Origin of the sequence: Cellulosimicrobium sp. CUA-896 (genome assembly GCF_001942335.1) — a bacterium.
In the GTDB taxonomy this organism is placed as follows: Bacteria; Actinomycetota; Actinomycetes; order Actinomycetales; family Cellulomonadaceae; genus Cellulosimicrobium.
This window is the reverse complement of the sequence record NZ_MKKH01000003.1, coordinates 78,506-103,899: the sequence shown is the minus strand read 5'-3', so window position 1 is coordinate 103,899 and position 25,394 is coordinate 78,506. Positions and strand designations below refer to the sequence as shown.

24 protein-coding genes and 3 pseudogenes are annotated in these 25,394 nt (G+C 76.4%); 13 read left to right on the top strand and 14 right to left on the bottom strand.

All coding sequences use genetic code 11. The features are described from left to right. Positions 1-846, bottom strand: an 846-nt coding sequence (locus tag BJF88_RS01395) for an HAD-IC family P-type ATPase (RefSeq protein WP_139315848.1), incomplete at its 3' end; no start/stop codon positions are given. 82 nt (positions 847-928) lie between these two features. Between BJF88_RS01395 and BJF88_RS01390 the strand changes: the two genes are divergently transcribed. Further along, positions 929-1,804 carry an RNA methyltransferase gene (locus BJF88_RS01390; protein ID WP_255371641.1) on the top strand — a complete coding sequence of 292 codons (876 nt, stop codon included), beginning with the start codon at positions 929-931 and terminating at the stop codon, positions 1,802-1,804. A gap of 21 nt (positions 1,805-1,825) precedes the next feature. On the opposite strand, the gene BJF88_RS01385 is transcribed toward BJF88_RS01390, so the two are convergent. The 3 genes from BJF88_RS01385 to BJF88_RS01375 form a co-directional block, all read right to left on the bottom strand. Continuing rightward, on the bottom strand, positions 1,826-2,572 hold the full coding sequence (locus BJF88_RS01385) for an alpha/beta hydrolase (protein ID WP_075827465.1): 747 nt from the start codon (positions 2,570-2,572) through the stop codon (positions 1,826-1,828). A gap of 111 nt (positions 2,573-2,683) precedes the next feature. Further along, on the bottom strand, positions 2,684-3,133 hold the full coding sequence (locus BJF88_RS01380; RefSeq protein WP_075827464.1) for an SRPBCC family protein: 450 nt from the start codon (positions 3,131-3,133) through the stop codon (positions 2,684-2,686). Positions 3,134-3,234: 101 nt separating this feature from the next. Then, complete coding sequence (locus tag BJF88_RS01375) at positions 3,235-3,870, bottom strand: nucleotidyltransferase family protein (protein ID WP_075827463.1); 636 nt, start codon at positions 3,868-3,870, stop codon at positions 3,235-3,237. 138 nt (positions 3,871-4,008) lie between these two features. On the opposite strand from BJF88_RS01375, the gene BJF88_RS01370 reads away from it, so the two are divergent. The 7 genes and pseudogenes from BJF88_RS01370 (at position 4,009) to BJF88_RS01350 (ending at position 10,176) form a co-directional block, all read left to right on the top strand. Further along, positions 4,009-4,863: an endonuclease/exonuclease/phosphatase family protein gene (locus BJF88_RS01370; RefSeq protein ID WP_075827462.1), complete on the top strand. Its 855-nt coding sequence runs from the start codon at positions 4,009-4,011 to the stop codon at positions 4,861-4,863. Positions 4,864-4,922: 59 nt separating this feature from the next. Beyond that, positions 4,923-5,807 carry an ABC transporter ATP-binding protein gene (locus BJF88_RS01365; protein WP_304441354.1) on the top strand — a complete coding sequence of 295 codons (885 nt, stop codon included), beginning with the start codon at positions 4,923-4,925 and terminating at the stop codon, positions 5,805-5,807. Continuing rightward, positions 5,726-6,448, top strand: a pseudogene (locus tag BJF88_RS22835) (ABC transporter substrate-binding protein); the annotation flags it as partial. The gene BJF88_RS01365 and the pseudogene BJF88_RS22835, both read left to right, overlap by 82 nt. Before the next feature lie 110 nt (positions 6,449-6,558). Continuing rightward, a complete protein-coding gene (locus tag BJF88_RS20815) occupies positions 6,559-6,930 on the top strand; it encodes a hypothetical protein (protein WP_255371648.1) in 372 nt (123 codons plus the stop codon). Positions 6,931-6,967: 37 nt separating this feature from the next. Continuing rightward, positions 6,968-8,215, top strand: a complete 1,248-nt coding sequence (locus BJF88_RS20810; RefSeq protein ID WP_255371640.1) for an iron chelate uptake ABC transporter family permease subunit — start codon at positions 6,968-6,970, stop codon at positions 8,213-8,215. Beyond that, positions 8,101-9,060 carry an iron chelate uptake ABC transporter family permease subunit gene (locus BJF88_RS20805; protein ID WP_255371639.1) on the top strand — a complete coding sequence of 320 codons (960 nt, stop codon included), beginning with the start codon at positions 8,101-8,103 and terminating at the stop codon, positions 9,058-9,060. The genes BJF88_RS20810 and BJF88_RS20805 overlap by 115 nt, the downstream gene beginning before the upstream one ends. 102 nt (positions 9,061-9,162) lie before the next feature. Continuing rightward, positions 9,163-10,176 carry a siderophore-interacting protein gene (locus BJF88_RS01350; protein WP_075827460.1) on the top strand — a complete coding sequence of 338 codons (1,014 nt, stop codon included), beginning with the start codon at positions 9,163-9,165 and terminating at the stop codon, positions 10,174-10,176. 47 nt (positions 10,177-10,223) lie between these two features. Here BJF88_RS01350 and BJF88_RS01345 read toward each other — a convergent pair whose 3' ends face one another. Further along, positions 10,224-10,805, bottom strand: coding sequence for a YbaK/EbsC family protein (locus tag BJF88_RS01345; RefSeq protein ID WP_075827459.1), 582 nt, complete (start codon positions 10,803-10,805; stop codon positions 10,224-10,226). Between the two features lie 101 nt (positions 10,806-10,906). Then, the gene (locus BJF88_RS01340) at positions 10,907-11,470 is read right to left on the bottom strand and encodes a YbhB/YbcL family Raf kinase inhibitor-like protein (RefSeq protein ID WP_075827472.1); all 564 of its coding nucleotides are present in this window, start codon (positions 11,468-11,470) and stop codon (positions 10,907-10,909) included. Positions 11,471-11,762: 292 nt separating this feature from the next. Between BJF88_RS01340 and BJF88_RS19800 the strand changes: the two genes are divergently transcribed. The 4 genes from BJF88_RS19800 to BJF88_RS01325 are packed head-to-tail and all read left to right on the top strand — an operon-like array spanning position 11,763 to position 18,046. After that, positions 11,763-12,755, top strand: a complete 993-nt coding sequence (locus tag BJF88_RS19800; RefSeq protein ID WP_075827458.1) for a hypothetical protein — start codon at positions 11,763-11,765, stop codon at positions 12,753-12,755. Beyond that, a complete protein-coding gene (locus BJF88_RS01330) occupies positions 12,752-13,957 on the top strand; it encodes a DNA polymerase Y family protein (protein ID WP_255371638.1) in 1,206 nt (401 codons plus the stop codon). Before BJF88_RS19800 ends, BJF88_RS01330 begins: the two co-directional genes overlap by 4 nt. Next, complete coding sequence (locus tag BJF88_RS20800; RefSeq protein WP_255371637.1) at positions 13,908-14,495, top strand: hypothetical protein; 588 nt, start codon at positions 13,908-13,910, stop codon at positions 14,493-14,495. Before BJF88_RS01330 ends, BJF88_RS20800 begins: the two co-directional genes overlap by 50 nt. Continuing rightward, the gene (locus BJF88_RS01325; RefSeq protein ID WP_075827457.1) at positions 14,495-18,046 is read left to right on the top strand and encodes an error-prone DNA polymerase; all 3,552 of its coding nucleotides are present in this window, start codon (positions 14,495-14,497) and stop codon (positions 18,044-18,046) included. The genes BJF88_RS20800 and BJF88_RS01325 overlap by 1 nt, the downstream gene beginning before the upstream one ends. 46 nt (positions 18,047-18,092) lie before the next feature. Here BJF88_RS01325 and BJF88_RS01320 read toward each other — a convergent pair whose 3' ends face one another. The 4 genes and pseudogenes from BJF88_RS01320 to BJF88_RS01310 form a co-directional block, all read right to left on the bottom strand. Next, positions 18,093-18,491 (bottom strand): hypothetical protein, encoded by a 399-nt coding sequence (locus tag BJF88_RS01320; protein ID WP_075827456.1) that lies wholly within the window; start codon positions 18,489-18,491, stop codon positions 18,093-18,095. A gap of 39 nt (positions 18,492-18,530) precedes the next feature. Further along, positions 18,531-18,941, bottom strand: coding sequence for an RIO1 family regulatory kinase/ATPase (locus tag BJF88_RS20795; protein ID WP_255371636.1), 411 nt, complete (start codon positions 18,939-18,941; stop codon positions 18,531-18,533). Then, a pseudogene (locus BJF88_RS20790) lies at positions 18,920-19,048 on the bottom strand (serine/threonine protein kinase); the annotation flags it as partial. The gene BJF88_RS20795 and the pseudogene BJF88_RS20790, both read right to left, overlap by 22 nt. Positions 19,049-19,558: 510 nt before the next feature. Beyond that, the gene (locus BJF88_RS01310) at positions 19,559-20,386 is read right to left on the bottom strand and encodes a metal-dependent hydrolase (protein ID WP_075827455.1); all 828 of its coding nucleotides are present in this window, start codon (positions 20,384-20,386) and stop codon (positions 19,559-19,561) included. A 201-nt stretch (positions 20,387-20,587) separates the two neighbouring features. Here BJF88_RS01310 and BJF88_RS22830 point away from each other — a divergent pair. Continuing rightward, positions 20,588-20,773 (top strand): annotated as a pseudogene (locus BJF88_RS22830) (hypothetical protein); the annotation flags it as partial. Between the two features lie 254 nt (positions 20,774-21,027). Here BJF88_RS22830 and BJF88_RS01305 read toward each other — a convergent pair. The 4 genes from BJF88_RS01305 to BJF88_RS22825 all read right to left on the bottom strand — a co-directional run bounded on the left by BJF88_RS01305 (position 21,028) and on the right by BJF88_RS22825 (position 24,844). Beyond that, the gene (locus tag BJF88_RS01305; protein WP_075827454.1) at positions 21,028-22,170 is read right to left on the bottom strand and encodes a glutathione-independent formaldehyde dehydrogenase; all 1,143 of its coding nucleotides are present in this window, start codon (positions 22,168-22,170) and stop codon (positions 21,028-21,030) included. A 134-nt stretch (positions 22,171-22,304) separates the two neighbouring features. Continuing rightward, a complete protein-coding gene (locus BJF88_RS01300; RefSeq protein ID WP_083648763.1) occupies positions 22,305-23,183 on the bottom strand; it encodes an ABC transporter permease in 879 nt (292 codons plus the stop codon). Further along, on the bottom strand, positions 23,170-24,147 hold the full coding sequence (locus BJF88_RS01295; RefSeq protein WP_075827452.1) for an ABC transporter ATP-binding protein: 978 nt from the start codon (positions 24,145-24,147) through the stop codon (positions 23,170-23,172). Before BJF88_RS01295 ends, BJF88_RS01300 begins: the two co-directional genes overlap by 14 nt. A 58-nt stretch (positions 24,148-24,205) precedes the next feature. Further along, complete coding sequence (locus tag BJF88_RS22825; protein WP_369824432.1) at positions 24,206-24,844, bottom strand: hypothetical protein; 639 nt, start codon at positions 24,842-24,844, stop codon at positions 24,206-24,208. Between the last annotated feature and the right edge of the window lie 550 nt (positions 24,845-25,394).

Below are 25,394 nucleotides of genomic sequence, written 5' to 3'. Positions count from 1 at the left end.
CATCGCGAGGATGAGGAGCGCCAGGAGCTTGCCGAACCGGTCCAGCTGGCGCGTGAGCGGCGTCTCGAGGCTGCGGACCTCGGAGATCATCGTCTGGATGCGGCCGATCTCGGTGCGGTCGCCGGTGGCGGTGACGACGCCGACGCCCTGCCCGGCCGCGACGAGCGTGCCGGAGAACAGCATGCTCGAGCGGTCCCCGACCCCGGCCTCGGCGTCCACCGCGTCGACCGCCTTGGACGCGGCCACCGACTCGCCCGTGAGCGCCGACTCCTCGACGCGCAGGTTGGTCGAGCGCAGCAGCCGCAGGTCCGCCGGGACCTTGTCGCCTGAGCTCACGCGCACGACGTCGCCCGGCACGAGCTCGTCGGCGTCCACGTTCGCCCACGACCCGTCCCGGCGTACCTGCGCCTCGATCGACAGCATGTCGCGGATCGAGTTGAGCGCGCTCTCCGCGCGGCCCTCCTGGATGAAGCCGATGGAGGCGTTGATCACCGCCACCGCGAGGATCACGGTGAAGTCGATCCAGTCGCCCAGGATCGCCTTGAGCACCGCGGAGACCAGCAGGATGTAGATGAGGATGTCGTCGAAGTGGACGAGGATCCGCTTCCACAACGGATCGCGCTGCTGCGGCGCGAGACGGTTCGGGCCGACCTGCTCGAGCCGCTCGCCGGCGTCCGAGCGCGTCAGGCCGTCCGGCGTGGAGCCGACGGCCTCCAGCACGTCGTCCGGGGGCCGGGCCCAGGGCGCGTCGAGGCCGGACCGGTCCGACGACGAGTCGGTCGCGGTCGACGACGTCGATGTGGTGGTCGGTGCGGAGGGCGGTGTGGCGTCCGGCGCAGGTCCCATGCCCCCATTCGACCCCGGCTCGACGATCCCCGCGAGAGGGCGAAGGGCCCGAGCACGTGCCGGGCGCTGGGAGAATCGTCGCGTGAGCGAACCCCTTCCCGGCGTGCGCGTCGTGCGCGTGACCGCCCCCCACGACGAGCGGCTGCGCGACTACACGGGCCTCACCGACGTGGCGCTGCGCGCGAAGCACGAGCCCGAGAAGGGCCTGTACATCGCCGAGAGCTCGACCGTGATCCGTCGCGCGCTGGCGGCGGGGCACCGCCCGCGCTCGTTCCTCATGGCCGAGCGCTGGCTCGCGGACCTCGCGGAGGAGATCGCGGCGCTGCCGGTCGACGACGCGCCCGGTGGGACGGGAGAACCCGTGCCCGTGTACGTCGGCGAGCCCGACGTGCTCCAGGCGGTCACCGGGTTCCACCTGCACCGCGGGGCGCTCGCGGCCATGCACCGCCCGCCGCTGCCGAGCGTGCACGAGCTGGTGACCGGGGCGCGCGACGGCGCGGGCGCCCGACGCGTCGCGGTGCTCGAGGACATCGTGGACCACACCAACGTCGGGGCGATCTTCCGGTCGGCCGCGGCGCTGGGGGTCGACGCCGTCCTGGTCTCGCCGCGCTGCGCCGACCCGCTGTACCGCCGGTCGGTGCGCGTCAGCATGGGCACCGTGTTCCAGGTGCCGTGGACGCGGTTCGAGACCTGGCCGGGTGGGCTCACCGCGCTGCGGGAGGACGGCTTCGCCGTCGCCGCGCTCGCGCTGTCCGACGACGCGGTGAGCCTCGACGAGGTCGTCGCCGACCCGCCGCAGCGGCTCGCGCTCGTCCTCGGTACCGAGGGCGACGGGCTCTCGCGCGGCGCCGTCGAGGCGGCGGACCGCGTCGTGACGATCCCGATGGCCGGGGGAGTGGACTCGCTCAACGTCGCCGCGGCGTCGGCCGTCGCGTTCTGGGCCACGCGCGTGCCGTGACGGCGGCGAGCCCGCGGCGGCTCAGCGGGGAGCGGCGAACCCGGGGTCGTCGCCCTGCCGTGCGACGGTGCCGGCGAGGCGGCCGGCCTCGCGGACGACGACCTCGACGAGCGACGGGTCGCCGAGGGGCTTGAAGTGCCCGGACAGGGGCAGCTCGACGTTGGTCGCGCCCTCGAGGTACCCCGTCTCCGGGATGTGCGGGTCGAACCGTGGGTAGACCGCGGTGATGCGTGCGTCCACGGCGCGCTCGGCGGCGAGCGCGAGCAGCACGGGGTCGGCGGGGGAGAAGGCCCGCAGGGTCTGGCCGAGCAGGTAGCGCGCCCAGCGCGAGCCGCGGAACGGCGTCGCGACGGCGACCATCCCCGCCACGCGGCGTCCGCTGGGCGAGAGCATGACCTGCTTGCCGACGAGCCCGCCCTTGCTGTGCGCCACGAGCACCGTGCCCTCGAGCCGCGCCGTGTCGAGGAACGACGCCGCGAGCTCGGCGCCCTCGAGGACGGGGCGCCGGTTGTACCCGAGCCCGGGCACGACGTGCACCGGATGACCGGTGGCGGCGAGCGCGCGGGCCAGCGGGGCGAGGAAGGGCCACGGCTCGTACACCCCGGGCAGCAGCACGACCGGCGCGCGGCCGCCGGGGCCGTCCGGGAGCGGGCGGCTCGGGCGCAGGACGTGCTGCACCTGGCGGGCCGCTGCCCACGCGTAGTCCGCCGCGCGCTCGCGCAGCCGCAGCAGACCCTGCGGGGGCGACGTCCCGGTCGTGCGGCGCACCCGTCGATCGTACGGCGCGGACGCCCCCGCGCGACGACGGAGCGGGCCCCGCAGGACCCGCTCCGTCGTGCCGGCCCGCCCGCGGCGGGTGCGGCGTGCTGCGCGCGTGGCTCAGCTCACGTCGCCGCGCCAGGCGCCCGTCTCGACGCCGCGCGACTCGATGTACTCCTTGAACCGGCCGAGGTCGCCCTTGACGCGCCGCTCGTCGAGCTGCAGCGCGTCACCGGCCTTCTCCACGACGCCCTCCGGCGACCAGTCGAGCTGGACGGTCACGCGGGTCTCGGCGTCGGCCAGCTTGTGGAACGTCACGACGCCCGCGTGGTCGGGGCCCGAGGTGCTGTTCCACGCGACCCGCTCGTCGGGGTGCTGCTCCGTGATCGTGGCGTCGAACTCGCGCTCGACCCCGCCGATCTTGGTCCGCCAGTGCGTGTGCGTCGCGTCGAGCTGCCGGATCTCCTCCACGCCCTCCATGAAGCGGGGGAACTCCTCGAACTGCGTCCACTGGTCGTAGGCCGTGCGGACGGGGACGGCGACGTCGATCGACTGGGTGACCGTGCTCATGGGTGATACCTCCTGTGCTTCGTCGGGCGGTACCGCTCCACCCTGCCCCGGGCCGTGCCCGCTCGCGAGCGCAGCGCCCTGCCGGTGCCCGGGGCCCGGCGTCACTCGATGTGGCTCGACGGGTCGCCCGAGGCGGGGCTCGACCCGGCGCGCGTGCCGACGGGCGCGGCGTCGTCGTGCATCTGCGCGCGGTCGACCACCCCGAGCTCGTCGAGGAGGAACAGGAAGGCGCGCGCGTACGGGTTGTCGTCGACGCGGCGGCGCACCTCGACCCAGTCCACCTGCTCCCGCATCGCGCGCGCGACCGGCAGCAGCCGCGAGAAGTCGCAGTAGTGCTCGCCGACCACGCGCAGCTTCGACGTCATGATCTCCGTCGCGGACAGCACCGGCATGCGGACGGCGAGGACCTCGATCTCGTCCGTGCGGGCCAGGAGGTCGTCGTCGATGGGTTCGCCGACCATCCGGTAGAGCACGTCGACGAGCTCGCCGCCGTGGTACGCCTTGAACAGCCAGTTCTCCGTCGGCTCGGTGATCTCGAGCCCCGCCGCGCTCAGCACCTCCCGCGCCCGGTCGACGTCGACCTCGCGGATCGCGAAGTCGGCGTCGTGGCTCGGCTCCGGCGCGCCCCGCGCCCACGCGGCGTACCCGCCGACGAGCGCGTGCGGGATGCCGGCCTCGGCGAGCGCGGCCGCGGTCAGTCGCAGGCCGTCGTGCAGGGCCTCCCTGTCGTCCACCATGCCCAGGGTCTACACCACCCCGGGACGGCAGGCACGCCGCGGGCGCTCGTGGACCTCCCGCGGCCGACGGCCCGCCCCGACGGCCGGCCGTGCCGGCTGCGGGTGCGACGACGGGCACGGGTGCCGAGAATCGACCCGATGCGCCTTGCGACGTTCAACATCCTGCACGGGCGGTCGACCGTCGACGACCGCGTCGACGTCGACCGCTTCGCCGACGCCGTCCGGTCGCTCGACGCCGACGTGCTCGCCCTCCAGGAGGTCGACCGCGACCAGCCGCGCTCGCACCGTGCGGACCTCACCGCGGTGGCCGCCGAGGCGGCGGGAGCGGAGCACCACCGGTTCGTCGCGACGCTCGTCGGCGAGCCGGGCGTGTGGGCGGCCCCCACCGGCGAGCACCAGCCCGGTCAGGCGGCCTACGGGATCGCGATCGTCAGCCGGTACCCGGTCCTCGAGTGGCGCACCGTCGTCATGCCGCCGCCGCGTACCCGCGTCCCGGTGCGGTTCCCCGGCCGGAGGCTGCCGAGCCTCGTGCGCGACGAGCCGCGCGCCGCGCTCGTCGCGCGCGTGGACGCACCCGCCGGGCGCGTGACGGTGGTGTGCGCGCACCTGACCTTCGTGCCGGGGCGCAACCTCACCCAGCTCGTGCGGCTCACGCGCTCGCTCGCCGCCGACGCCCCGCACGACGAGCCCGTGGTGCTGCTCGGCGACCTCAACATCGAGGCCCCGCAGGCCGCCCGCACGAGCGGCTGGCACCCGCTCGCGACCGCGGCGACGTTCCCGGTCGCGGCGCCGACGCGCCAGCTCGACCACGTGCTCGCGCACGGGCCGGTGCGCGCGACGGCCCCCGCCCACGCGGTGGACACGGGCATGTCCGACCATCGCGCGCTCGTCGTGCCCGTCGCGCTCGGGGGCGAGCACCACGCGTCGCCGACCCGCTCCCACGCCGCGGACGAGGACCGTGGCCCGACCGTGCCGACGCACGGGGCGGAGTGACGTCGGTCGCATCCGCAGGGGCTGGCCATCGGCGCGCGCGGTAGTTTAGCCTCACCTATGTGAGTCGTACCTTACTGGCGGGCGCCGCCCCCGAGACCGTGCGCACGGCCGCGCTCGCCGGGCGCGACCTGCGCCTGTCCTACGAGTCCCGGACCGTGGTCCACGGCGCCGGGCTCGAGCTGGCCCCGGGCGCCGTGACCGCCCTCGTCGGGCCCAACGGCTCGGGCAAGTCCACGCTGCTGCGCTCGCTCGCGCGCCTGCACCGCCCCGACGCGGGCACGGTCGCCCTCGACGACGCCGACGACGCCCTGGCCCTGCACGCGAAGGACTTCGCGCGGCGCGTCACGCTCCTGTCGCAGAGCCGGCCGACGCCGAGCGGCGTGAGCGTGCGCGACGTCGTCGCCTACGGCCGCCACCCCTACCGCGGCCGCTTCCGCTCGAACGACCCGGACGGGCCGCGCGCGGTCGCCCACGCGATGGACGTCACCGGCGTCACCGCGATGGCGGACCGCGGCGTCGACGAGCTGTCGGGCGGCGAGCTCCAGCGCGTGTGGCTCGCGACGTGCCTCGCGCAGGACACGCGCGTGCTGCTGCTCGACGAGCCGACGACCTACCTCGACCTGCGCTACCAGGTCGAGCTGCTGGACCTCGTGCGCGACCTCGCGGCCGAGCACGGCGTCGCGGTCGGCGTCGTGCTGCACGACCTCAACCAGGCCGCGTCGGTCGCCGACCACGTCGTGCTCCTGGACCAGGGCGTCGTGCGGGCGTCCGGCCGGGCGACCGACGTGCTCACGCCCGGGCTGCTGTCCGAGGTGTACGGCATCCGCGTCGACGTCTACACCCACCCGCTGACGGGCCGTACGTGCTGCGAACCGCTCGGGAGGCACGCGGCGCGGCCGACGGCGTCCGTCGGGGCGGACCTGAGGGCGGACGCCCTCGCCTGACCTCCGGCGCGGGTCACCGCGCCGTCCACGGCCCGCAGCGCGGGCAGCACGGGCCCGGTACCGGCGCGCCTCGCGCCGGCCGTGACGGCGTGTGCACCTCACGAGAAGAAGGACACCGATGCGTTCCACCCGATCCCGCTCGCTCACCGCGGCGCCCTCGCCCTCGCCGCCACGCTGGCGCTCGCCGCGTGCGGCACCACGGAGGCCCCGGCGGACGCCGCACCGACGGCCGCGACACCGCCGAGACGGCCGCGACGACGGGCCCCGTGACGTACACCGACGAGCGGGGCGAGCACACGCTCGACGCGCCGGCGGCCGACGTCGTCTCGCTCGAGTGGGGCCTGACCGAGAACCTCGTCGCGCTGGGCGTGGAGCCCGTCGGGCAGGCCGACGTCGAGGGCTACAACACCTGGAACACGGTCGCGCCGATCGACGAGGGCACGCCGGACGTCGGCACGCGCGGCGAGCCCAGCCTCGACGCCATCTCGGCGCTCGAGCCCGACCTCGTCGTGACGACGACGGACCTGCCGGAGAACGTCATCACGCAGATCGAGGAGATCGCCCCGGTGCTCGCGCTGCGCGGCTCCGACGGCGAGGACCCGCTCGGCTACATGCGCTCGACGGTCGAGACGCTCGCCGAGGTCACCGGCACGCAGGACGAGGCGGAGGCGGCGCTCGAGGAGTTCGACGCCACCGTCGAGACGCGACGACCGCGATCGACGAGGCCGGTCTCGCCGGCGCGGAGTTCACCATGGCCGACGGCTGGATCGCGAACGGCACGGTGTCGATCCGCATGTACACGCCCGGCTCGTACTTCGGGGCGCTCGGCGAGGAGATCGGGCTCGTCAACGCCTGGACCGAGGGCGGCGACCCCGACTACGGCCTCGCGCAGACCGACGTCGAAGGGCTCACCCAGCTCGGCGACGTCCAGTTCGTCTACGCGGCGAACGAGGCCGACGGCGACCCGTTCGCGGACGGCCTCGCGGGCAACGCCGTGTGGGAGCAGCTGCCGTTCGTCACGGCCGGCGACGTGCACCGCATCCCCGACGGCATCTGGATGTTCGGCGGCCCGCTGTCGGGCGGCGCGTACGTCGGCGCGCTCGTCGACGAGCTGACGGCCTGACGGCGCCGGCACCCGACCGAGAGGCACGACCGCAGCGATGACGACCACCCCGGAGCGCGTGCGGGCGACGGCGCCGCCGGCCGCGCGCACCTCGCGCCTCGGCATCACGACGGCGTTCGTCGCGGCCGGGGTGCTCGCCGTCCTGATCGCCGCGGTGCACCTGACCCAGGGCACCGCGGCGGTCGGACCGCTCGACCTGCTGCGGCTCGCCACCGGTGGCGGCGGGGACGAGACGCTCGCCGTGCTCGTCGCCTCCCGCGTGCCCCGGCTGCTCGCGGGACTGCTCATCGGTGTCGCGCTGGGCGTCGCGGGCGCCGTCCTGCAGTCGGTCGCGCGCAACCCGCTCGCGTCGCCCGACACGCTCGCCGTCAACGCGGGCGCGTACGTCACCGTCGTCGCCGTCGCGGCGTTCGGGCTGAGCGTGCCGTTCTACCTCCAGGGCGGGCTCGCGTTCCTCGGCGGCCTCGCCGCCGCGGGGCTCGTGCTCGTCCTCGCGCGCGGCGGGGCCGACGGCCCCACGCGCCTGGTCCTCGCGGGCTCGGCGATCATGCTCGCCCTCCACGCGCTGACCATGGTCCTGCTCGTCCTGTTCGAGCAGGAGACGCTCGGCCTGTTCGCGTGGGGGAGCGGGTCGATCGTGCAGTCCGGCACACGGACCGTGACGCTCGCGACGCCGGTGGTCGTGGTCGGGGTGCTGGCCGCGCTCGTGCTCGCACGCCGGCTCGACCTGCTCGGGCTCGGGGACGACGCCGCGAGCGTCCTCGGGGTCGACGTGCGCCGCACGCGCGTCGTGGCCGTGCTCGTCGCGGTGCTGCTCGCCGCGATCGCCGTCACCGTCGCCGGACCGGTCGGGTTCGTGGGTCTCGCGGCGCCCGTGCTCGCACGGCTCGTCGCGCGCCGGGTGCCCGGTCTCGGGCGGCACGTCCTGCTGCTGCCCTTCGCGGCGGTGGTCGGCGTCGTCGTCGTGCTCGGCGCCGACGTCCTGCTGCGCCTGCTCCTGCCCGGCACGACCTCCATCGCCGTGCCGACGGGCGTGGTCACCACGGTCCTGGGCGCGGGCCTGCTCGTGTGGCTCGCGCGCCGCCTGCGCGACGCCGGGCCGGCGCGCGCGCCGCACGCGGGGCGCTCGGACGGGTGCGCACCCGCACGACCGTGGTGGTCGTCGTCGGCGTGCTGGCGGTGCTGGTCGGCGGGGCGACCGTCGCCGGCCTGCTGCTGGGCGACCGCCTCGTGCTCCTCGGGGACGTCGCGAACTGGTGGGGCGGCGTGGCGGGCCGCCAGGTGACGTTCGTCCTGGACCAGCGCCTCCCGCGCGTGCTCGCCGCGCTGCTCGCCGGCGCCGCGCTCGCGCTCGCCGGCGCGATCGTGCAGGCGGTGTGCCGCAACCCGCTCGCCGAGCCGGGGCTGCTCGGCGTGACCTCCGGGGCGGGGCTGGGCGCGGTCTCGATGATCCTGCTCGTGCCGGGCGTCGGGATCTGGCCCATGTCCGCGGCCGCCGCCGTCGGCGCGTTCGCGGTGTTCGGGCTCGTGTACGGGCTGTCGTACCGCGGTGGTCTCAGCTCGGACCGGCTCGTGCTCATCGGCATCGGGGCGCAGGCCGGTGTCACGGCGCTCATCACGCTGGTCATCGTCGTCGTGGCCCCCTGGGACGCGAACCTCGCGCTCACCTGGCTGTCGGGCTCGACGTACGGGCGCTCGCTCGCCCAGGTCGCGCCGGTCGCGATCGCGCTGCTCCTCGTCACGCCGCTCGCGACGGGGCTGCGCCGCGACCTCGACGTGCTCGCGCTCGACGAGGACACCCCGCGCGTGCTCGGCGTGCCGCTCGACCGCACGCGTCTGCTCCTGCTGTCGGCGGCGGCGCTCCTCACCGCCGCGGCCGTGTGCGCCGTCGGCGTCCTCGCGTTCGTCGGTCTCGTGGCGCCCCACGCCGCGCGCGCCCTGGTCGGGGCGCGGCACGGGCGCGTGGTGCCCGTCGCGATGCTGCTCGGCGCGCTGCTCGTGTCCGTCGCGGACACGCTCGGCCGGACGATCATCGCGCCCGACCAGATCCCCGCCGGTCTCGGCACGGCCCTGCTCGGCGCGCCGTACTTCGTGTACCTGCTGTGGCGCAGCCGCGGGCGCGGCGCGTGACCGGCCGCACGCGGGCGCAGTGACGGGGATCACCGTCGCCTGGGGACCCCGGGGGTCGAGCGGGTTGACCCGACCCCTGCCAGGCAGGTTAGCCTCACCTGTGTGAGCCAGACCGTCGCCGCCCCTCGGACCGCCCGCCGCGCACCCTCGCGGCCCGCCGCCCGGGCTGCCCGGCCCTGGTGCTTCTTCGACGTCGAGGTCGTGCGGGTCGAGCAGATCACGCCGAGCTACCGCCGCTTCACCTTCACTGGGCCGGATCTCGAGCACTTCGCAGACCCCGGTCTCGACGTCCGGATCAAGTTCGTCCTGCCCGCACCGGACGGCGGCTACGAGCACCTCGTGCGCGACGCCGACGAGTGGTACGCCGCGTGGCGCGCCCAGCCGGAGGAGCGGCGCAACCCGCTGCGCACGTACACGACGGTCGCGGTGCGTCCCGAGGTGCGCGAGGTCGACGTCGACGTCGTCCTGCACGGCGACGCCGGCCCGGCCTCGCGCTGGGCGCTCGCCGCCGAGCCCGGCACGCCGCTCGTGCTGCTCGGCCCCGACGCGCGGTGCGACGGGCCCGTCGGCGGCATCGAGTTCCGCCCGCCGGCACGCGAGCACGCGCTGCTGCTCGCGGGCGACGAGACGGCGCTGCCCGCGATCGCCGCCATCTGCGAGGACCTGCCCGCGACGGCCTGGGGCGAGGTGTACGTCGAGGTGCCGCACGCGGCCGACGCGCGCGAGCTCGTCGCCCCGCCCGGCGTGCGCGTGACGTGGCTCGGTCGCGACACGGCCGAGCCGTCGACGGCTGACGGCACGGGCTGCGCGCACGGCGCGCTGCTCGTGCCCACGGTCAAGGAGGCGGCCGAGCGCATGCTGGGCGCCGGCGTCCTCGGCGCCGACCCGCCCACGCAGTGCGCGACGGCGGAGGACCTCGAGGACGTCGACGTCGACGCCTCGATCCTGTGGGAGGTGCCCGGCCTGCTCGAGGAGGACACCGTCCTGTACGCGTGGCTCGCGGGCGAGGCGGGGTGCATCAAGACGCTGCGCCGCCACCTCGTCGCCGAGCTCGGCGTCGACCGCCGCGCCGTCGCCTTCATGGGCTACTGGCGCGAGGGCCGCGCCGAGAGCTGAGCACCCGACGGCAGGGGTCCTGGCCCCGGCCGGGCGCCGCCGCTGCCTCAGCCGACCGGCACGGCCAGGTCGTCGACCACCTCGACGCCGGGCAGGCGCGCGAGCAGCGCGCCCGGCAGGAGCAGCTTCGAGCGGCGCACGCCGCTGCCGATCAGGGCGGGCTCGCCGTCGGCCACCACACGCGCGTCGACGAGGACGCGCCAGGCGGCGGGCAGCCCCACGGGGGTGATGCCGCCGTACTCCATGCCGGACTCGGCCGTCGCGCGGTCGGTCGGCAGGAACGACGCCTTGCGGACGTCGAGCAGCTTGCGGATGCGCGTGTTGACGTCCGCGCGCGTGTGCGCGCGCACCACGGCGGCCGCGATCCGCTCGTCCCCGGCACGCGTGCCGCCGACGACGACGCAGTTCGCCGACGCCTCCACCGGCAGCGAGAAGGCCTCGTTGAGCGTCGCCGTGTCCGCGAGGCCGGGGTCGATCTCCGTGACGGCCACCCCCGCGGCGACGTCGGGGTCCGCGTCCGCCCAGCGGCGCAGGGCGTCGGCGGTCACCGGCGCGACGAGGTCGAGGTGGTCGAGCGCGGGCTCCCACCGGAGCGAGCCGAGCGTGGGCAGGGTCGTCGGTGCGTCCATGGTCCTTCCACCGGGGTGCGACGTCGGGGCGTGCCCGACTGTACTCGTCGCGCCGCCCGGGCCGGGAGGTCCGAACCCGGCCGGGGCGGCGCGACGGCCGGTCAGGCCGCGGCCTGGTACGTGGCGGTGAGCGTCGCCCGCCCGAGCGTGTGGAACAGCGCGTTGAACGCGACGGCCGTGGGCGTGGCGTCCGGCCCGAGCCCGGCCGCGTCGGCGAGCGAGTCGACACCGAGCGCATGCACCGCGAAGACGTACCGGTGCGGGCGGTCGCCGGGCGGCGGGGCGGCGCCCGTGTAGCCGAGGCCGCCCCCGTCGTGGCGCACGTGGAAGGCGTCCCCCGGCAGCGCGGCCTCGTCGGGCGCCCCGGCCCCGGTCTCGAGCGCCGTGACGGAGGCGGGCAGGTCGGCCAGCGTCCAGTGCCAGAAGCCCGCGGGCGTGGGGGCGTCCGGGTCGAAGCAGCTCACGACGAACGAGCGCGTGCCCTCGGGGAAGCCGGACCACACGAGCGCGGGGGACGTGTTGCCGCCGGAGGCGACGTGCGCGTCCGGCATCGTCCGGCCGTCGGTCACGTCGGTGCTCTCGAGCGTGAACAGCGGCACCTGCGGCAGCAGGGAGTACGGGTCGGGTGCGGGCGGTCGCGAGTCGAGCGGTACGTGGATGGCCATGCGCTCCATCGTGCGGTCCCGCGGGGGTGCCCGCACCTGCGCGCCGGACCTGCCGGCCACGGGGCGACCTTCGAGCGCCGGTCGAGGGTCTGCGGGGCGACCCTCGAGTGCTGGTCGAGGGTTCTCGGGCCTGCGAGCGGGGTATCCCGGACGAAACCGGCGGGCTGCGCGGGCGGAGTTGACACGCTCCACAGGGTGGTCGAACACTGGAGGTGTTCGAACAGGCGTTCGAACACGACGCGGCCACGGGCAGGGCGCGCGCCGTGGGCACGAGCACGACCTGGAGGCGAGCATGAGCGTCCTCGCCGACCCGGCCGAGCGGTCCGACCGCGCGGCGAGGGCCCGTGCCGCGCTGCTCCGGGCGGAGGAGCGGACCGGGGTCCGCCGGCACGACGCGCGTCCCGCGCTCGCCACCGCGTCCCGGGCCACCGCGTCCCGGGCCGCCGCGCCCCGCGCCGCCGCTGCCCCGGGCCCGGCCGTGGGCCCGGTCGCGGCTCCGGAGGTCGTCGGGTCCGCCGTGCGCCCTGTCCCGCCGGCCCGGCGTCGCGTCCCCGCCGCCCCGCGGACCGCGGTGCCCGACGAGCGGTCCTGGCCCGTGCACGAGGACCTTGCCCCGTTGCTGCCCGCCGGCGCGCTCGAGCGGGGCACCGTCCTCGCCGTGCGCGGCTCGACGAGCCTGCTGCTCGCGCTCGTCGCGGGTGCCTCGGCGGCCGGGGCGTGGACGACGGCGGTCGGCTTCCCCGAGGTCGGGCTCCTGGCCGCGGCGGACGCGGGCGTCGACCTCGGCCGGCTCGCCCTCGTGCCGCGCCCCGGTCCGGACGCGGCGGTCGCCGTCGCGGCGCTCGTCGACGGCATGGACGTCGTGGTCGTCGGGCCCGCGGCGGCCCTCACGGACGCCGACCGCCGGCGCGTCGTCGCGCGGGCCCGCGAGCGAGGGACCGTCCTCGTCGCCGCGGCGACCTGGCCCGGCGCGCACGTCGCGCTCACCGTCACGGGCGGGGCCTGGTCCGGCGCCGACCGCGGCGCCGGGTGGCTGCGCCGCCGCACGCTGCACGTCGAGCGGGCCGGGCGCGCGGGGGCGGCGCGCCCGGCCCGCCTCGAGGTCGAGCTGCCGGTGGGGCGCGCGGGCTGGCCCGCCTACCTCCTCGAGCGGGAGGCCGCGCGCGACGTCGCACGTGATGCCGAGCGGCACCTCGCACGCCGCGGGGACGGCCCCGAGCACCGGACCGACCGGGCCCTCGCCGCCGCCGGCGCGGAGCAGCCCGGCCTGAGGCTCGTCGGATGAGCGGGCGCACCGTGCAGGCCGCGACGCCGCGCGGGACGGGGCCGACCACCCGCACGCCTCGCCCACCGACCCGCGTACCGACCCGGACAGCCGCGCTGTGGGTGCCGGACTGGCCCGTGCTCGCCGCGATGGCGGTCCGCGAGATCCCGCCGCACGTCCCCGCCGCGACGCACGACGGCCGCCGCGTCGTCGCCGTCTCCGCCACGGCGCGCGCGGCGGGCGTGCGCCGCGGCATGCGCCGGCGCCGGGCCCGGGAGTGCTGCCCCGAGCTCGAGCTGCTCGACGTCGACGACGCGCGCGACGCCCGCGAGTTCGAGCCCGTCGCGCTCGCCGCCGAGACCGTCGTCGCGGGCCTGGAGATCACGCGCCCCGGCCTGCTGCTCCTGCCCGCGGGCGGCGCGAGCCGCTACCACGGCTCGGACGCGGCGCTCGCCGAGGCGCTCGTCGCCCGCGTCGTCGAGCGCACGGGCCACGAGGCCCAGGTGGGGGTCGCGGACGGCATCCTCGCCGCGGTGCTCGCCGCGCGCTCGTCGTCGGTGGTCCCGCCCGGGCGGTCGGCCGACTTCCTCGCCGCACGGCCTGCGGGCGACCTCGTGCACGTCGCGACCCGCCCCGACGTCGCGGTCGCCGTGGCCGACCTCGTGCAGCTCCTCGACCGGCTCGGCGTCCGCACGCTCGGCGCGCTCGCCGCCCTGCCCGCGGACACCGTCGAGGGGCGCTTCGGCGCGACCGGCGCGTGGGCACACCGGCTCGCGCGCGGGGAGGACCTGCGCCCGCCCGCCCGCCGGCGCGTCGAGCCGGACGTCGCGGTCGCGACCGAGCTCGACCCGCCCGCCGAGCGCGTCGACGTCGCGACCTTCGCCGCGCGCCGGCTCGCGGAGGACCTGCACGACCAGCTCGTCACGCGCTCGCTCGTCGCCGGCCGGATGCGGATCACCGCGCGCACGACCGAGGGCGGCGAGCTTGAGCGCACGTGGCGGCTCGACGGCCCGACGGGCGTGCTGAGCCCCGCGCGCATCACCGACCGGGTGCGCTGGCAGCTCGAGGGCTGGCTCACGACGGCCTCGGTCCGCGCCTCCGGGCGGGGGCCGGCACCGTCGCCGTGCCCGACGCGCCCCGCTCGCCCACCTCGCCCTCACCGCCGAGGAGGTCGTGCCCGCGGGCGCCGAGCAGCCGCGCCTGTGGGGCGCGTCGAGCGGTGAGGACCAGCGCGCCCACCGCGCCCTCGGCCGCGTCCAGGGGCTCCTCGGCGGGGACGCCGTGCTGCACGTGCGTCTCCAGGGCGGTCGCGACGCCGTCGACCGCGTCCACCTCGTGCCGTTCGGCGAGGACGTCGCGACGCCGCGCGACCCGGAGCGTCCCTGGCCCGGGGCGCGGCCCAGCCCGGCACCCGCCGTCGTGCCCGGGGTGCCCCCGGACGTCGCGGTGCTCGACGCCGCGGCCCGTCCCGTCGTCGTCGACGCCCGGCTGGCCATGAGCGGCGAGCCCGCGGTCGTGCGGTGGCCGACGAGCGAGGACCCCGACGGGCCCCGGGAGGGGCGGACCGGCGTCCGGACCGACGGCGCCGGGCCGGGGGAGGCCGTGGTCGTCGACTGGGCCGGGCCGTGGCCGCTCGCCGAGCGCTGGTGGGGCCCCGCGCCCCGGCGGCGCGTGCACCTGCAGGTGCTGCTCGACGACGGGCGCGGGCTCCTCCTCGCGAGCGCCCAGGGCCGCTGGACCGTCGAGGGGGTGTACGACTGATGCCGCGCACCCCCCGGTACGCCGAGCTCCACGCCCACTCCGCGTTCAGCTTCCTCGACGGCGCCTCCCACCCCGAGGAGCTCGCCGCGGAGGGGGCTCGCCTCGGCCTGTCCGCGCTCGCGATCACCGACCACGACGGCCTGTACGGCGTCGTCCGGTTCGCCCAGGCCGCCGCCAAGGTGGGGCTGCCGACCGTGTTCGGCGCCGAGCTGCACCTGCCGGTCCCTGCAGGGTCCGGCGACCGGGCGCCGTCGGGCGCGCCGGTGCTCGACCCACCGACGGGCGTGCCCGACCCGCGCGCGACCCACCTGCTCGTCCTCGCGCGGGGCCCGCAGGGCTACCGGAACCTGTCGAGCGCGATCGCCACCGCGCACCTCGCGACGGGCACCAAGGGCGCCGCCGACTACCGGCTCGAGCACCTCGGCGAGCAGGCGGGCGGCGAGTGGCTCGTCCTCACCGGGTGCCGCAAGGGCGCCGTGCGGCGCGCGCTCGTCACCGACGGCCGGGCCGCCGCACGCCGCGAGCTCGACCGGCTCGTCGCGGTCTTCGGGGCCGGGAACGTCGCCGTCGAGATCACCGCCGACGACGACCCCCGCACCGCCGACCTGCACGCCGCGCTCGCCGACCTCGCCGCCGACGCGCGGCTCCCGGTCGTGGCGACCACCGCCGCCCACTACGCCCGCCCGGCCGACGCCGACCTCGCCGGGGCGCTCGCGGCCGTGCGGGCGCGGTCCGCGCTCGACGACATGGACGGCTGGCTGCCGGGCGCACCGACCGCGCACCTGCGCTCGGCGGCCGAGATGCTCGCGCGCCACCACCGGTTCCCGGAGGCCGTGGCGACGGCGGCGGCGCTCGGGGACGAGTGCGCGTTCGACCTGAGCCTCGTCGCGCCGCAGCTGCCGCCCTACCCGGTGCCCGACGGCCACACGGAGACCACGTGGCTGCGCGAGCTCGTGCGGCGCGGGGCGGAGGACCGCTACGGGCCGCGTCCGGGGCAGGGCGGCGGCGAGCGCGTCCCGGGCGCGTGGGCGCAGATCGACCACGAGCTGCGCGTCATCGAGGAGCTCGGCTTCCCCGGGTACTTCCTCGTCGTGTACGACCTCGTGGAGTTCTGCCGGGTCAACGGCATCCTCGCGCAGGGGCGCGGGTCCGCCGCCAACTCGGCCGTCTGCTACGCGCTCGGCATCACCGCGGTCGACGCGGTGCGCCACGGCCTGCTGTTCGAGCGCTTCCTCGCGCCCGAGCGCGACGGCCCGCCCGACATCGACGTCGACATCGAGTCCGAGCGGCGCGAGGAGGTCATCCAGCACGTCTACGCCCGGTTCGGGCGCACGCACGCCGCCCAGGTCGCGAACGTCATCTCCTACCGCCCGAAGTCCGCGGTGCGCGACGCCGCGCGGGCGCTCGGGTACGACGTCGGCCAGGCGGACGCGTGGAGCAAGTCCATCGAGCAGTGGGGCTCCCTGCGCGGCCCGGACCCGTCGTCGCCGGCGGCCGACCGCCGGGCCAAGGAGAAGGCCGTCGCGGCCAGGACCGTCACGAGGACCGCGGCCAAGGACGCACGCGTCACGGCGCTGTGGGGCCCGCAGCCGCGCGTCGTCGACCCGCTCGCCGAGGAGGCGCTGCGCGCGGACGACACGCACGACGTCGTGCCCGCGCACCGGCCGCCGTCGGCCGCGGAGGACGGCGAGATCCCCGGCGAGGTGATCGACCTCGCCGACCGGATGCTGCGTCTGCCGCGGCACCTCGGGATCCACTCGGGCGGCATGGTCATGTGCGACCGGCCCGTGATCGAGGTGTGCCCGGTGGAGTGGGCGCGCATGGAGGGGCGCACCGTCCTGCAGTGGGACAAGGAGGACTGCGCCGACGCGGGGCTCGTGAAGTTCGACCTGCTGGGGCTCGGGATGCTCACGGCGCTGCGCATCGGGTTCGGGCTGGTCGAGCGCCACGAGGGGGCGCAGCTCGAGCTGCACACGCTGCCGGAGGACGACCCGGCGGTGTACGACCTGCTGTGCGCGGCCGACACCGTGGGGGTGTTCCAGGTGGAGTCGCGCGCGCAGATGGCGACGCTGCCGCGCCTGCGCCCGCGCCGGTTCTACGACATCGTCATCGAGGTCGCGCTCATCCGGCCCGGGCCGATCCAGGGCGGGTCGGTCCACCCGTACATCAACCGTGCGCGGGGGCGCGAGCCCGTGACGTTCCTGCACCCGCTGCTGGAGAAGTCGCTCGGCAAGACGCTCGGCGTGCCGCTGTTCCAGGAGCAGCTCATGCAGATGGCGATCGACGTCGCGGACTTCACGCCCGCCGAGTCGGACCAGCTGCGCCGCGCGATGGGGTCCAAGCGGTCGGTCGAGCGGATGGAGGCGCTGCGCGAGCGGCTCATGGCGGGTATGCGGAGGAAGGGGGTCGACGACCCGGGCGTGCGCGAGGAGATCTACGACAAGCTCAAGGCGTTCGCCGACTTCGGGTTCCCCGAGTCGCACGCGTACTCGTTCGCGTTCCTCGTCTACGCGAGCTCGTGGCTCAAGGTGCACCACCCGGCCGCGTTCTACGCCGGGCTGCTCGCGGCGCAGCCCATGGGGTTCTACTCGCCGCAGTCGCTCGTCGCGGACGCGCGCCGCCACGGCGTGACGGTGCTGCGCCCGGACGTCAACGCGTCCGACGTCGAGGCGACGGTCGAGCGGCTGCCCGAGGACGAGGGAGGGGGCGGGGACCCGCCCCCTCCCGGTCGTGCCGAGCCTCCGCGGATCGACACCGCGTTCGGGCCGGAGCCGGACCTCGGGCTCGCGGTGCGGCTCGGGCTCGCGAGCGTGCGCGGGCTCGGCACGCAGGCCGCGGAGCGCGTCGTCGCGGCGCGCGACGGCGGCGCGTCGTCGGGCGACGAGGCGTCCCGGCCGTTCCGGGACCTGCGCGACCTCGTGCGGCGCGTCGACCTCACGACCGCCCAGCTCGAGGGTCTCGCGACCGCCGGCGCGACGGACTCGCTCGGCGTGACGCGGCGCGAGGCGCTGTGGGCCGCGGGCGCGCTGTCCCAGGAGGGCCCGGACACGCTCCCGGGCGTGAGCGTCGGCGTCGAGGCGCCGGCGCTGCCCGGCATGTCGGAGGTCGAGACCGCCGTCGCGGACGTGTGGGCCACGGGCGTGTCCGCCGACTCCTACCCGACCCAGTACGTGCGCGGCGGGCTCGACGCCGCGGGCGTGCTCACCGTCGCGGGCGCGGTGCGCACCGCCGAGGAGATCGAGCGCGCGGACCGGACGGGTGCCGGGGAGCGGCCGGGGTCGCGCGTCGCCGTCGGGGGTGTCGTCACCCACCGCCAGCGGCCGGGCACGGCCGGCGGCGTGACGTTCCTGTCCCTGGAGGACGAGACGGGCATCCTCAACGTCGTGTGCTCGGCCGGGCTGTGGCGACGGTTCCGCAAGGTCGCGCGCACGTCCGCGGCGCTCGTGGTCCGGGGGCGGCTCGAGCGGGCCGACGGCGCGACGAACCTCGTCGCGGAGCACCTGGCCCCGCTCTCGCTCCAGGTCGCGACGACGTCCCGGGACTTCCGGTGACGCGCGCCGGGCGTGCGCGCACCCGGCGGGCGCCCCGTCGTCGACCTCAGACCTCGCGCGGGTCCAGCCGCACCTCGACGCACACCTCGAACGTGTCGCGGGCACGGCGCAGCAGGTAGCGCACCGTCGTCGAGTCCTGCTCGTTCGCCCACTCGTCGCGGTAGCTCCAGCGCACGCGCGCCCACACGAGCGCGTCGCCGACCTCCTCGACGTCCTCCAGGTGCGCGACCGGGCCGACGAGCCCGCGCTCGCGGTACCCGCGCGCCGTGCGCACGGCGGCGTCGCGGACGGCGTCCGGGTCGGGCACCACCTCGGACGTCGTCGCGTCCACGACGAGCGCGGGGAACGCGTACGTGTCGGCGATGGCGTCGAGGTCGCCGGTGCTCACCGCCACGCCGAAGGTCGCCAGGAACGTCTGGACGTCGTCGCTGTCGTAGGACTCCATGCCCCCGTTCTACCGTGCCGCGTTCTCCCGTGCCGCCCGTCACCAGGCCTGAGCGAGGAGCGTGGCGAAGAGCTCGTCGGCGTCCGTGTCGAGGCCGCGGGCGGCGAACCATGCGGCCATCGTCCGGCAGTCGCGCAGGAGCAGCTCGGTGCCGAGCGGGTTCGCGACGAGGTCGACGACCTGCGGCAGGTCGATGATCACGAGGCGGTCGTCGTCGGCGAGCACGTTGTAGGGCGACAGGTCCCCGTGCGCGTACCCCAGACGGGCCATGACCGCCATGGCGTCGCGCACCTGGTCCCACCAGGACGCGAGGAGCTCCGCGTCCGGGCGTGCACGGGCGAGCCGGGGCGCGGCGACGTGCAGGGCGCCGTCGCTCGTGCGACGAACTCCATGAGGATCTCGCCGGCGTCGATCTGCACGGGGTAGGGGACGGGGACGCCCGCCGACCACAGCTCGCCGAGCGCCGCGAACTCCGCCGCGGCCCACTGCCCGGCCGCGACCTGGCGGCCGTAGGACGACCCGCGCTCGAGGGCGCGGCGGTCGCGCGTGCGGCGCACGCGGCGGTCCTCGGTGTAGAGGGTGTCGCGCCGGAACGCGCGGTGGTCGAGGTCGCGGTAGCGCTTGGCGGCGAGCAGCGACCGCTGCGCGGGGTCGCCGGGGACGGCGCGCTCGACGAGGAAGACGTCCGCCTCCTTGCCGGTCTTGAGGACGCCGAGCTCGGTGTCCACGGCGGCGTCGGCGGTGACGACCCAGGCGGGGCGCGGTGCGGGGCCGCGCTGCCCCTTCTCGACGGTGGACCAGGTCGACCAGCGCTGGTCGACGTCGAGCGCGGCGTCGAGGACTCCGGGCTCGGGTGCGGAAAGGTCGTGCTCGGGCACGGTGGTGGCTCCTTCGGGCGGGGAGCGCACGGTGGCCCGGCTCAGCGGCGGGCGGCGCTCCCGAGGGTGGGGGGTACGCAGGCACGGCTCGTGCGGCGCATGGCGTCCTCCTTCCCTCGTGCCCGACGGGCGGGCGGCTCGGCACCGACCGTCTCATCGGTCCCCGCGGCGGGGCAACGGAATTGCCGCTCAGAGGGCCACGGCGGCGGTCGCCCGGACCGCCGCGAGGAGCCGGTCCCAGGTGCCGAGCGTGTCGAAGCCCATCTGGTCGAGCGCGGACCACACGAACCCGACGACGGCGTACGTCCCGACCGCGGTCGCGAGGAGCCACTCGCGCACCGAGCCGGTGGAGCCGAGCAGGGGCAGGGCGAAGCTGCCGCTCGGGCGCCAGACGTCGTCGACGACGAGGGAGCGCCGCACCCACCGGGGCGAGCGCACCTTGACGGGCCACAGCAGGGGGGCACCGTTGGTGGTGAGGACGTCGCCGAGGATGTGCACGGTGACGCCGAGGCCCACGGCGACGGGGAGCCAGTTCCACTCCTCGGGCGCGAACAGCGCGACGAGCGCGGCGACGGTGAGCGATGTCAACCACGGCGCGAGCCTCCCGCGGCGGGTGAGCTTGAGCGCCTTGAGGGCGAGCGCGACGAGGAGGACGGCGAGCACGCCGCCGCCGACGTACACGGTGCCGAACGCCGCCGTCTCGACCGTGACGAGGCCGGCGAGCCACGCGAGCGCGGTGAACACCGCGATGCCGAGGACCGAGTGCGTGCCCTGGCGGTGCCCGCCCGCGATCGCCTCCACCGCGTCGGACACCCACTCGCTGACGGGCGGCAGGGAGTGCGCGAAGGTGCCGTTGTGGTGGTCGGCGTCGGGCAGGAGCGCCGCGCCCGCGCACACGACCGCGCCCGTCATGACGCCGACGGACGACACGGGGTGCCAGCCGAGGGCGAACGGGGCGGTGGACGTCACGGCGATCCAGGCGGCGGCTCCCGTCGCCGCGTGGTTGGCACCCATCATGGTGAGGCGTTCTCCTCGTCGTCTGACGGCCGCACGGCGGTCGGCATCGGTGGTGTCGCGGTTTCTGTCCGGAACGTCCGAAACCCTACCGGGGCGCTCCGACACGGGAGCACAGCGAGGTCAGCGTTGAAAAGTGTGCCAAGCGGTGCGTCGTCCCTGCAGCGCCGGGCGTGGCGTGGCCGCCGCCCGTAGCCTCGACCGATGCGCCCTCGCACCGTCTCCGCCGTCGGGCTCGCGGCCCTGCTCGGGTCGTCCGGCGTGCTCCACCTCGTCCGCCCGCGGGTGTTCGAGCCGCTGATCCCGCACGGTCTCGGCCCGGCGAGGGCCTGGGTCGTGGGGAGCGGGCTGGCCGAGCTCGCGTGCGCCGCCGGGCTCGTGCTGCCGCCGACGCGCCGGCTCGCCGGGACGGCCAGCGCGGTCCTGCTCGTCGGCGTCTTCCCGGGGAACGTGAAGATGGCCCTCGACTCCCGTCCCGCGCCCGGGCGTGGGCCCGCAGGCCTGCTGTCGCGTGGGGCAGGCTTCCGCTCCAGGTGCCGCTCGTCGCGTGGGCGGTGTCCGTGGCGCGGGAGGCTCCCGGGCCGGGCCGGGCGCGCGACGGCGCCCCCCGCCGTGGGCGAGGGGCGCCGGGAGGTCGGTGACCGTCAGGCGGCCGGCTTGAGCAGCACCTTCGTCCAGCCGTCGTCGCGCGCGTCGAAGTGCGCGTACGCGTCCGCGGCCTCGCCGAGCCCGAGCTCGTGCGAGACGATGAACGACGGCCGCGCCCGGCCCGCGACGATGAGGTCGCGCAGCTGGCGGTTGTAGCGCATGACCGGCGCCTGGCCGGTGCCCATGCGCTGGCCCTTGGTGAAGAACGTGCCGTAGTCCCAGCCGATCCGCCCCTGCTGCGCACCCTCGTCGTCCGCTCCGGGGTCCTGCGGCATGTACACGCCGACGACGCCGATCCCGCCGGTCGCGCGCACCACCTGGACGAGGTTGTCGAGCACGAGCTCGGGGTGCTCCTCGCCGGACGGGTCGTGCGCCTGGTAGCCGACGGCCTCCACGCCGCTGTCGACCCCGCGGCCGAGCGTGGCGTCCATGATCTGCTCGACCGGGTCGCCGGCCGAGAAGTCGACCCCCTGCGCGCCGATCTCCTCGGCGAGGCGCAGCCGGTCGGGCTCCTTGTCGACGACGAACACCCGCGACGCACCACGGATCAGGGCGCTGTGCGCGGCCATGAGGCCGACGGGGCCCGCGCCGAAGACCGCGACGTCGTCACCGGGGGAGACGCCGGCGAGCTCGGTGCCGTGCCAGCCCGTGGGGAAGATGTCGGACAGCATCGTGAAGTCGTTCTCGTGGTCCGTGCCCTCCGGCAGCTCCAGGAGGTTGAAGTCCGCGTAGGGCACGCGCAGGACCTCGGCCTGGCCCCCGTCGTACGGGCCCATGTTGGCGTACCCGTAGGCGGCGCCCACCATGCCCTCGGTCGGGTTGGTGCGCAGGCAGAACGACGTCCAGCCTGCGATGCAGTTGCGGCACGTGCCGCACGCGATGTTGAACGGGACGCTCACGCGGTCCCCGACCTGCACCCGGCCGACGCCGCTGCCCACCTCCTCGACGATCCCCATGTTCTCGTGGCCGAGGACCTTGCCCTCCTCGACGGTGGTCCGTCCTTCGTACATGTGCAGGTCGGAGCCGCAGATGTTCGTGGTCGTGATCCGGACGAGGGCGTCCGTGGGCTCCTCGACCCGGGCGTCCGGGACGTCGGTGACCTCGACCTGCTTCGGTCCGCGGTAGACGACGGCGCGCATCGTGGTCCTCCTTCGTGTCGACGGGCCGCACGGTCGTCCGGGCGGCTCCGCCATCGTGCGCAGGCGGACCCGCGCTCGCACCTGGGTGCCCCGGGCCGTCCCGTGCCGCCGTGGGCGCTCGTCGGCCCCTCGCCTCAGGACGACACGTCGGCCGTCGTGAAGCGGCTCCAGGCGAGCGCGCCGAAGACCGCGGCCCACGCGGCCTGCACGGCGAGGCCCTGCCCGAGCACGCCGAGGTCGACCTGCGTGCGCAGCAGCTCGCCGACGTCGAGCCAGTGGTGCGTGAGGAGCGCGCCGTGCACGGCCGAGAGCTGGGGGAGGGCGTCGAGCACGCCGGAGACGACGGCGACGACGACGGTCGCCGCCATCGCGGCGACCGGGACCTCGGTCAGGGTGGAGAAGAACAGCCCGACCGCGCCGAGGCCGGTGAGCGACAGCCCGACGTACGCGACGATGCCCGCGGTCCGCAGCAGGCCCTCGGCCATCGGCACCGTGTCGCCGGACAGCAGGGTCACGTCGCCGACGCCGAAGTACGCGGCCCCCGTGACGAGCCCGGACAGGGCGATCGCGAGGACCGTGCACGCGGCGAACACCAGCACGGCGAGCGCCTTCGCGACGAGGAGCCGGGTGCGCGGCACGGGGACCAGCAGGAGGTAGCGCAGCGTGCCGGCCTGCGCCTCCCCGGCGACGGCGTCGCCCGCGACGATGCCCATCACGAGGGGGAGCAGCAGGGGCAGGCACGCGACGAGCGCGGTGAGCACGAGGAACAGGCCGTTGCCCGTCACCCGGTCGAGGAACGGCGGCCCGCCCGCGCCGACCGCGGTGTCCTGGGTGACGAGGACGACCGTGCCGATGAGGACGGGGACGAGGGCGAGCCCCGCGAGCAGCACGAGGTTGCGGCGGCGGCCCAGGACGAGGCGGAGCTCGCTCGCGAGCAGCCTGCCGAAGGCGCCGTGCGCACGGGTCGGCGGCCCGGCCGGTGCCTCGACCGGCGCCACGTCAGCGCGCGACATCGAAGCCCTCCCCGGTCAGCTCGACGAACAGGCTCTCCAGGCTCGGCCGGCGCACCTCGAGCCCGACGAGGTCGAGCCCGGCGCCGACCATCGCCGCCGAGATCTTCTCCGGGGCGACCAGGCCCAGGCGCGCGGTCAGCACCGTCCCCTCGACCCGTACGTCGGTGAGGCCGAGGTCCGCGAGGAGACGCCCCGCGCCGTCGACGCACGCCACGGTGGTGGTCACGACGACCGTCGTCTCCGCGTCGGCGGCGAGCTCGTGCGGCGGGCCCTGGACGAGGAGCCGTCCGCGGCTCATGACGCCCACGTGGCTGCACACCTGCTCGACCTCGCCCAGCAGGTGCGACGAGACGAGGACGGTCGTGCCGGCGTCGGCCAGCTCGCGCAGGAGGTGGCGCACCTCGCGCGTGCCCTGCGGGTCGAGCCCGTTGGTCGGCTCGTCGAGGACGAGCAGGTCGCGCGGGCGCAGCAGGGCCGCGGCCAGCCCGAGCCGCTGCTTCATGCCGAGCGAGTACTGGCGGAACGGTTTGCGCGCCGCCGGGGCGAGCCCGACGCGGTCGAGGGCCGCGGCGGTCCGGCGCTCGCGGGTCCGCGGGTCGGCGGTCGCGTCCACGGCGTCGAGGCGCTCGAGGTTCGCCCGCCCGGACAGGTACGGGTGGAACCCCGGGCCCTCGACGAGAGCGCCGACGCGCGGCAGGACGCGCGGCCCCGCCCCCGGCATCGGCTCGCCCAGGAGCGTGGCCGTGCCCGACGTCGGGGCGACCAGACCCAGCACCATGCGCAGCGTCGTGGTCTTCCCGGAGCCGTTGGGCCCGAGGAAGCCGTAGACGGCTCCGCGGGGCACCTCGAGGTCCACCCCGTCCACCGCGACCTGACCCGAGCGGAACCGCTTGGTCAGGCCGCGGGTGCGCACCGCGAGGTCGTGCCCGGGGGCACCGGACGTCGTGCTCGGCACGCTCCTCATGCGAGGTCGCGCAGCACCTCGGGGGGCACCGCCCCGGCGAGGACGCGGCCGTCGTCGGTCACGAGCACCGACAGCAGCGCCGAGGACAGCAGACGACCCTCCGGCACCTCCTGCGTGAGCTGGTCGTAGATCCCCGTGGCGTCGACCTCCGGCAGACCGGGGGCGCCGTCCTCGCCGACGAGCTCGCCGTAGAGGTCCTCGCGCCGGCGGAGCCGAAGCTGCGCTCGACGCCGGGCAGCGCCGCCGCCGAGGCCGGGTCGCCGGCGAGCAGGCCGGCCACGTCCACGCCGTCGACCGCGACGACGGTCTCCCACCCGGTGCCGCTGACCGACACGCCCTCGGGCACCGCCGTCAGGGCGTCGGCCCGGCCGGGCCGGTGGTCCGCCGGGTCGGGCAGCGGGACCTCGACCTCGCGCGTCGACGCCCCGGCGGGCGCGGAGAAGTCGAGCACGCCGCCGTCCGGGGCCTCGAAGGACACGTCGGTGAACCCGATCTCCAGCGCGGGGGTCCGGGCGTCCTGCGTGCTCCAGACCTGCACGCGCAGCGGTGTGGAGGTCTCGGCGTCCACGGCGACGAGCACCCGCTCCACGAGGGTGCCGTCGGTGCGCGGCACGAGGCCCAGCTGGTAGGCGTCGCGGCCCGCGACCTGCGTCGCCGTGCCCACCGAGAGGTCCGTCGACAGCCCCGCGTAGGCCACGAGGCGTCCGCGGCCTGCTCCGGCGTCGGGAGGTCGCCCGCGACGTCCGGCCCGGCCCCGGCGCGCGCCGTCTCGTCGAGCTCCTCGTAGGCCGCCAGGTCGTCGGGCGCGACCGTGTAGTGGACGACCTCGTCCTCGCGGCTCGAGTACGTCCACGCCTCGGGCCCGTCCCGCACGACCGAGAACTCCGACAGGTCGCCGAGCAGCGCGACGCGCGAGCGGTCCTCGCCGTCAGACCACACCCGGACGGTCGAGCTGCCGCCGAGCAGGTCGAGCGGGCTCGCGCCCTGGAGCTCCTCGAGCGGGAGGTCGGGCAGTCCGAGACGAGCGGTGTGGACCACCGTCCCGGACAGGGGGACCGGGTCGGCGTCGGCGACCTTCGCCAGCAGCTCGGCGGGCGTGAGCTCGGGCAGGTCGGCGTCGGCGGACGCGACGAGCGCGGGGGCGGCGAACGCCCCGGCGACGACGGCGCCGACCACGGCCGGGACGACCCAGCGGGCGCGGCGCGACGGCCCGCCGGCGACGGCGCGGGAGGACGGGGGGACGGGTT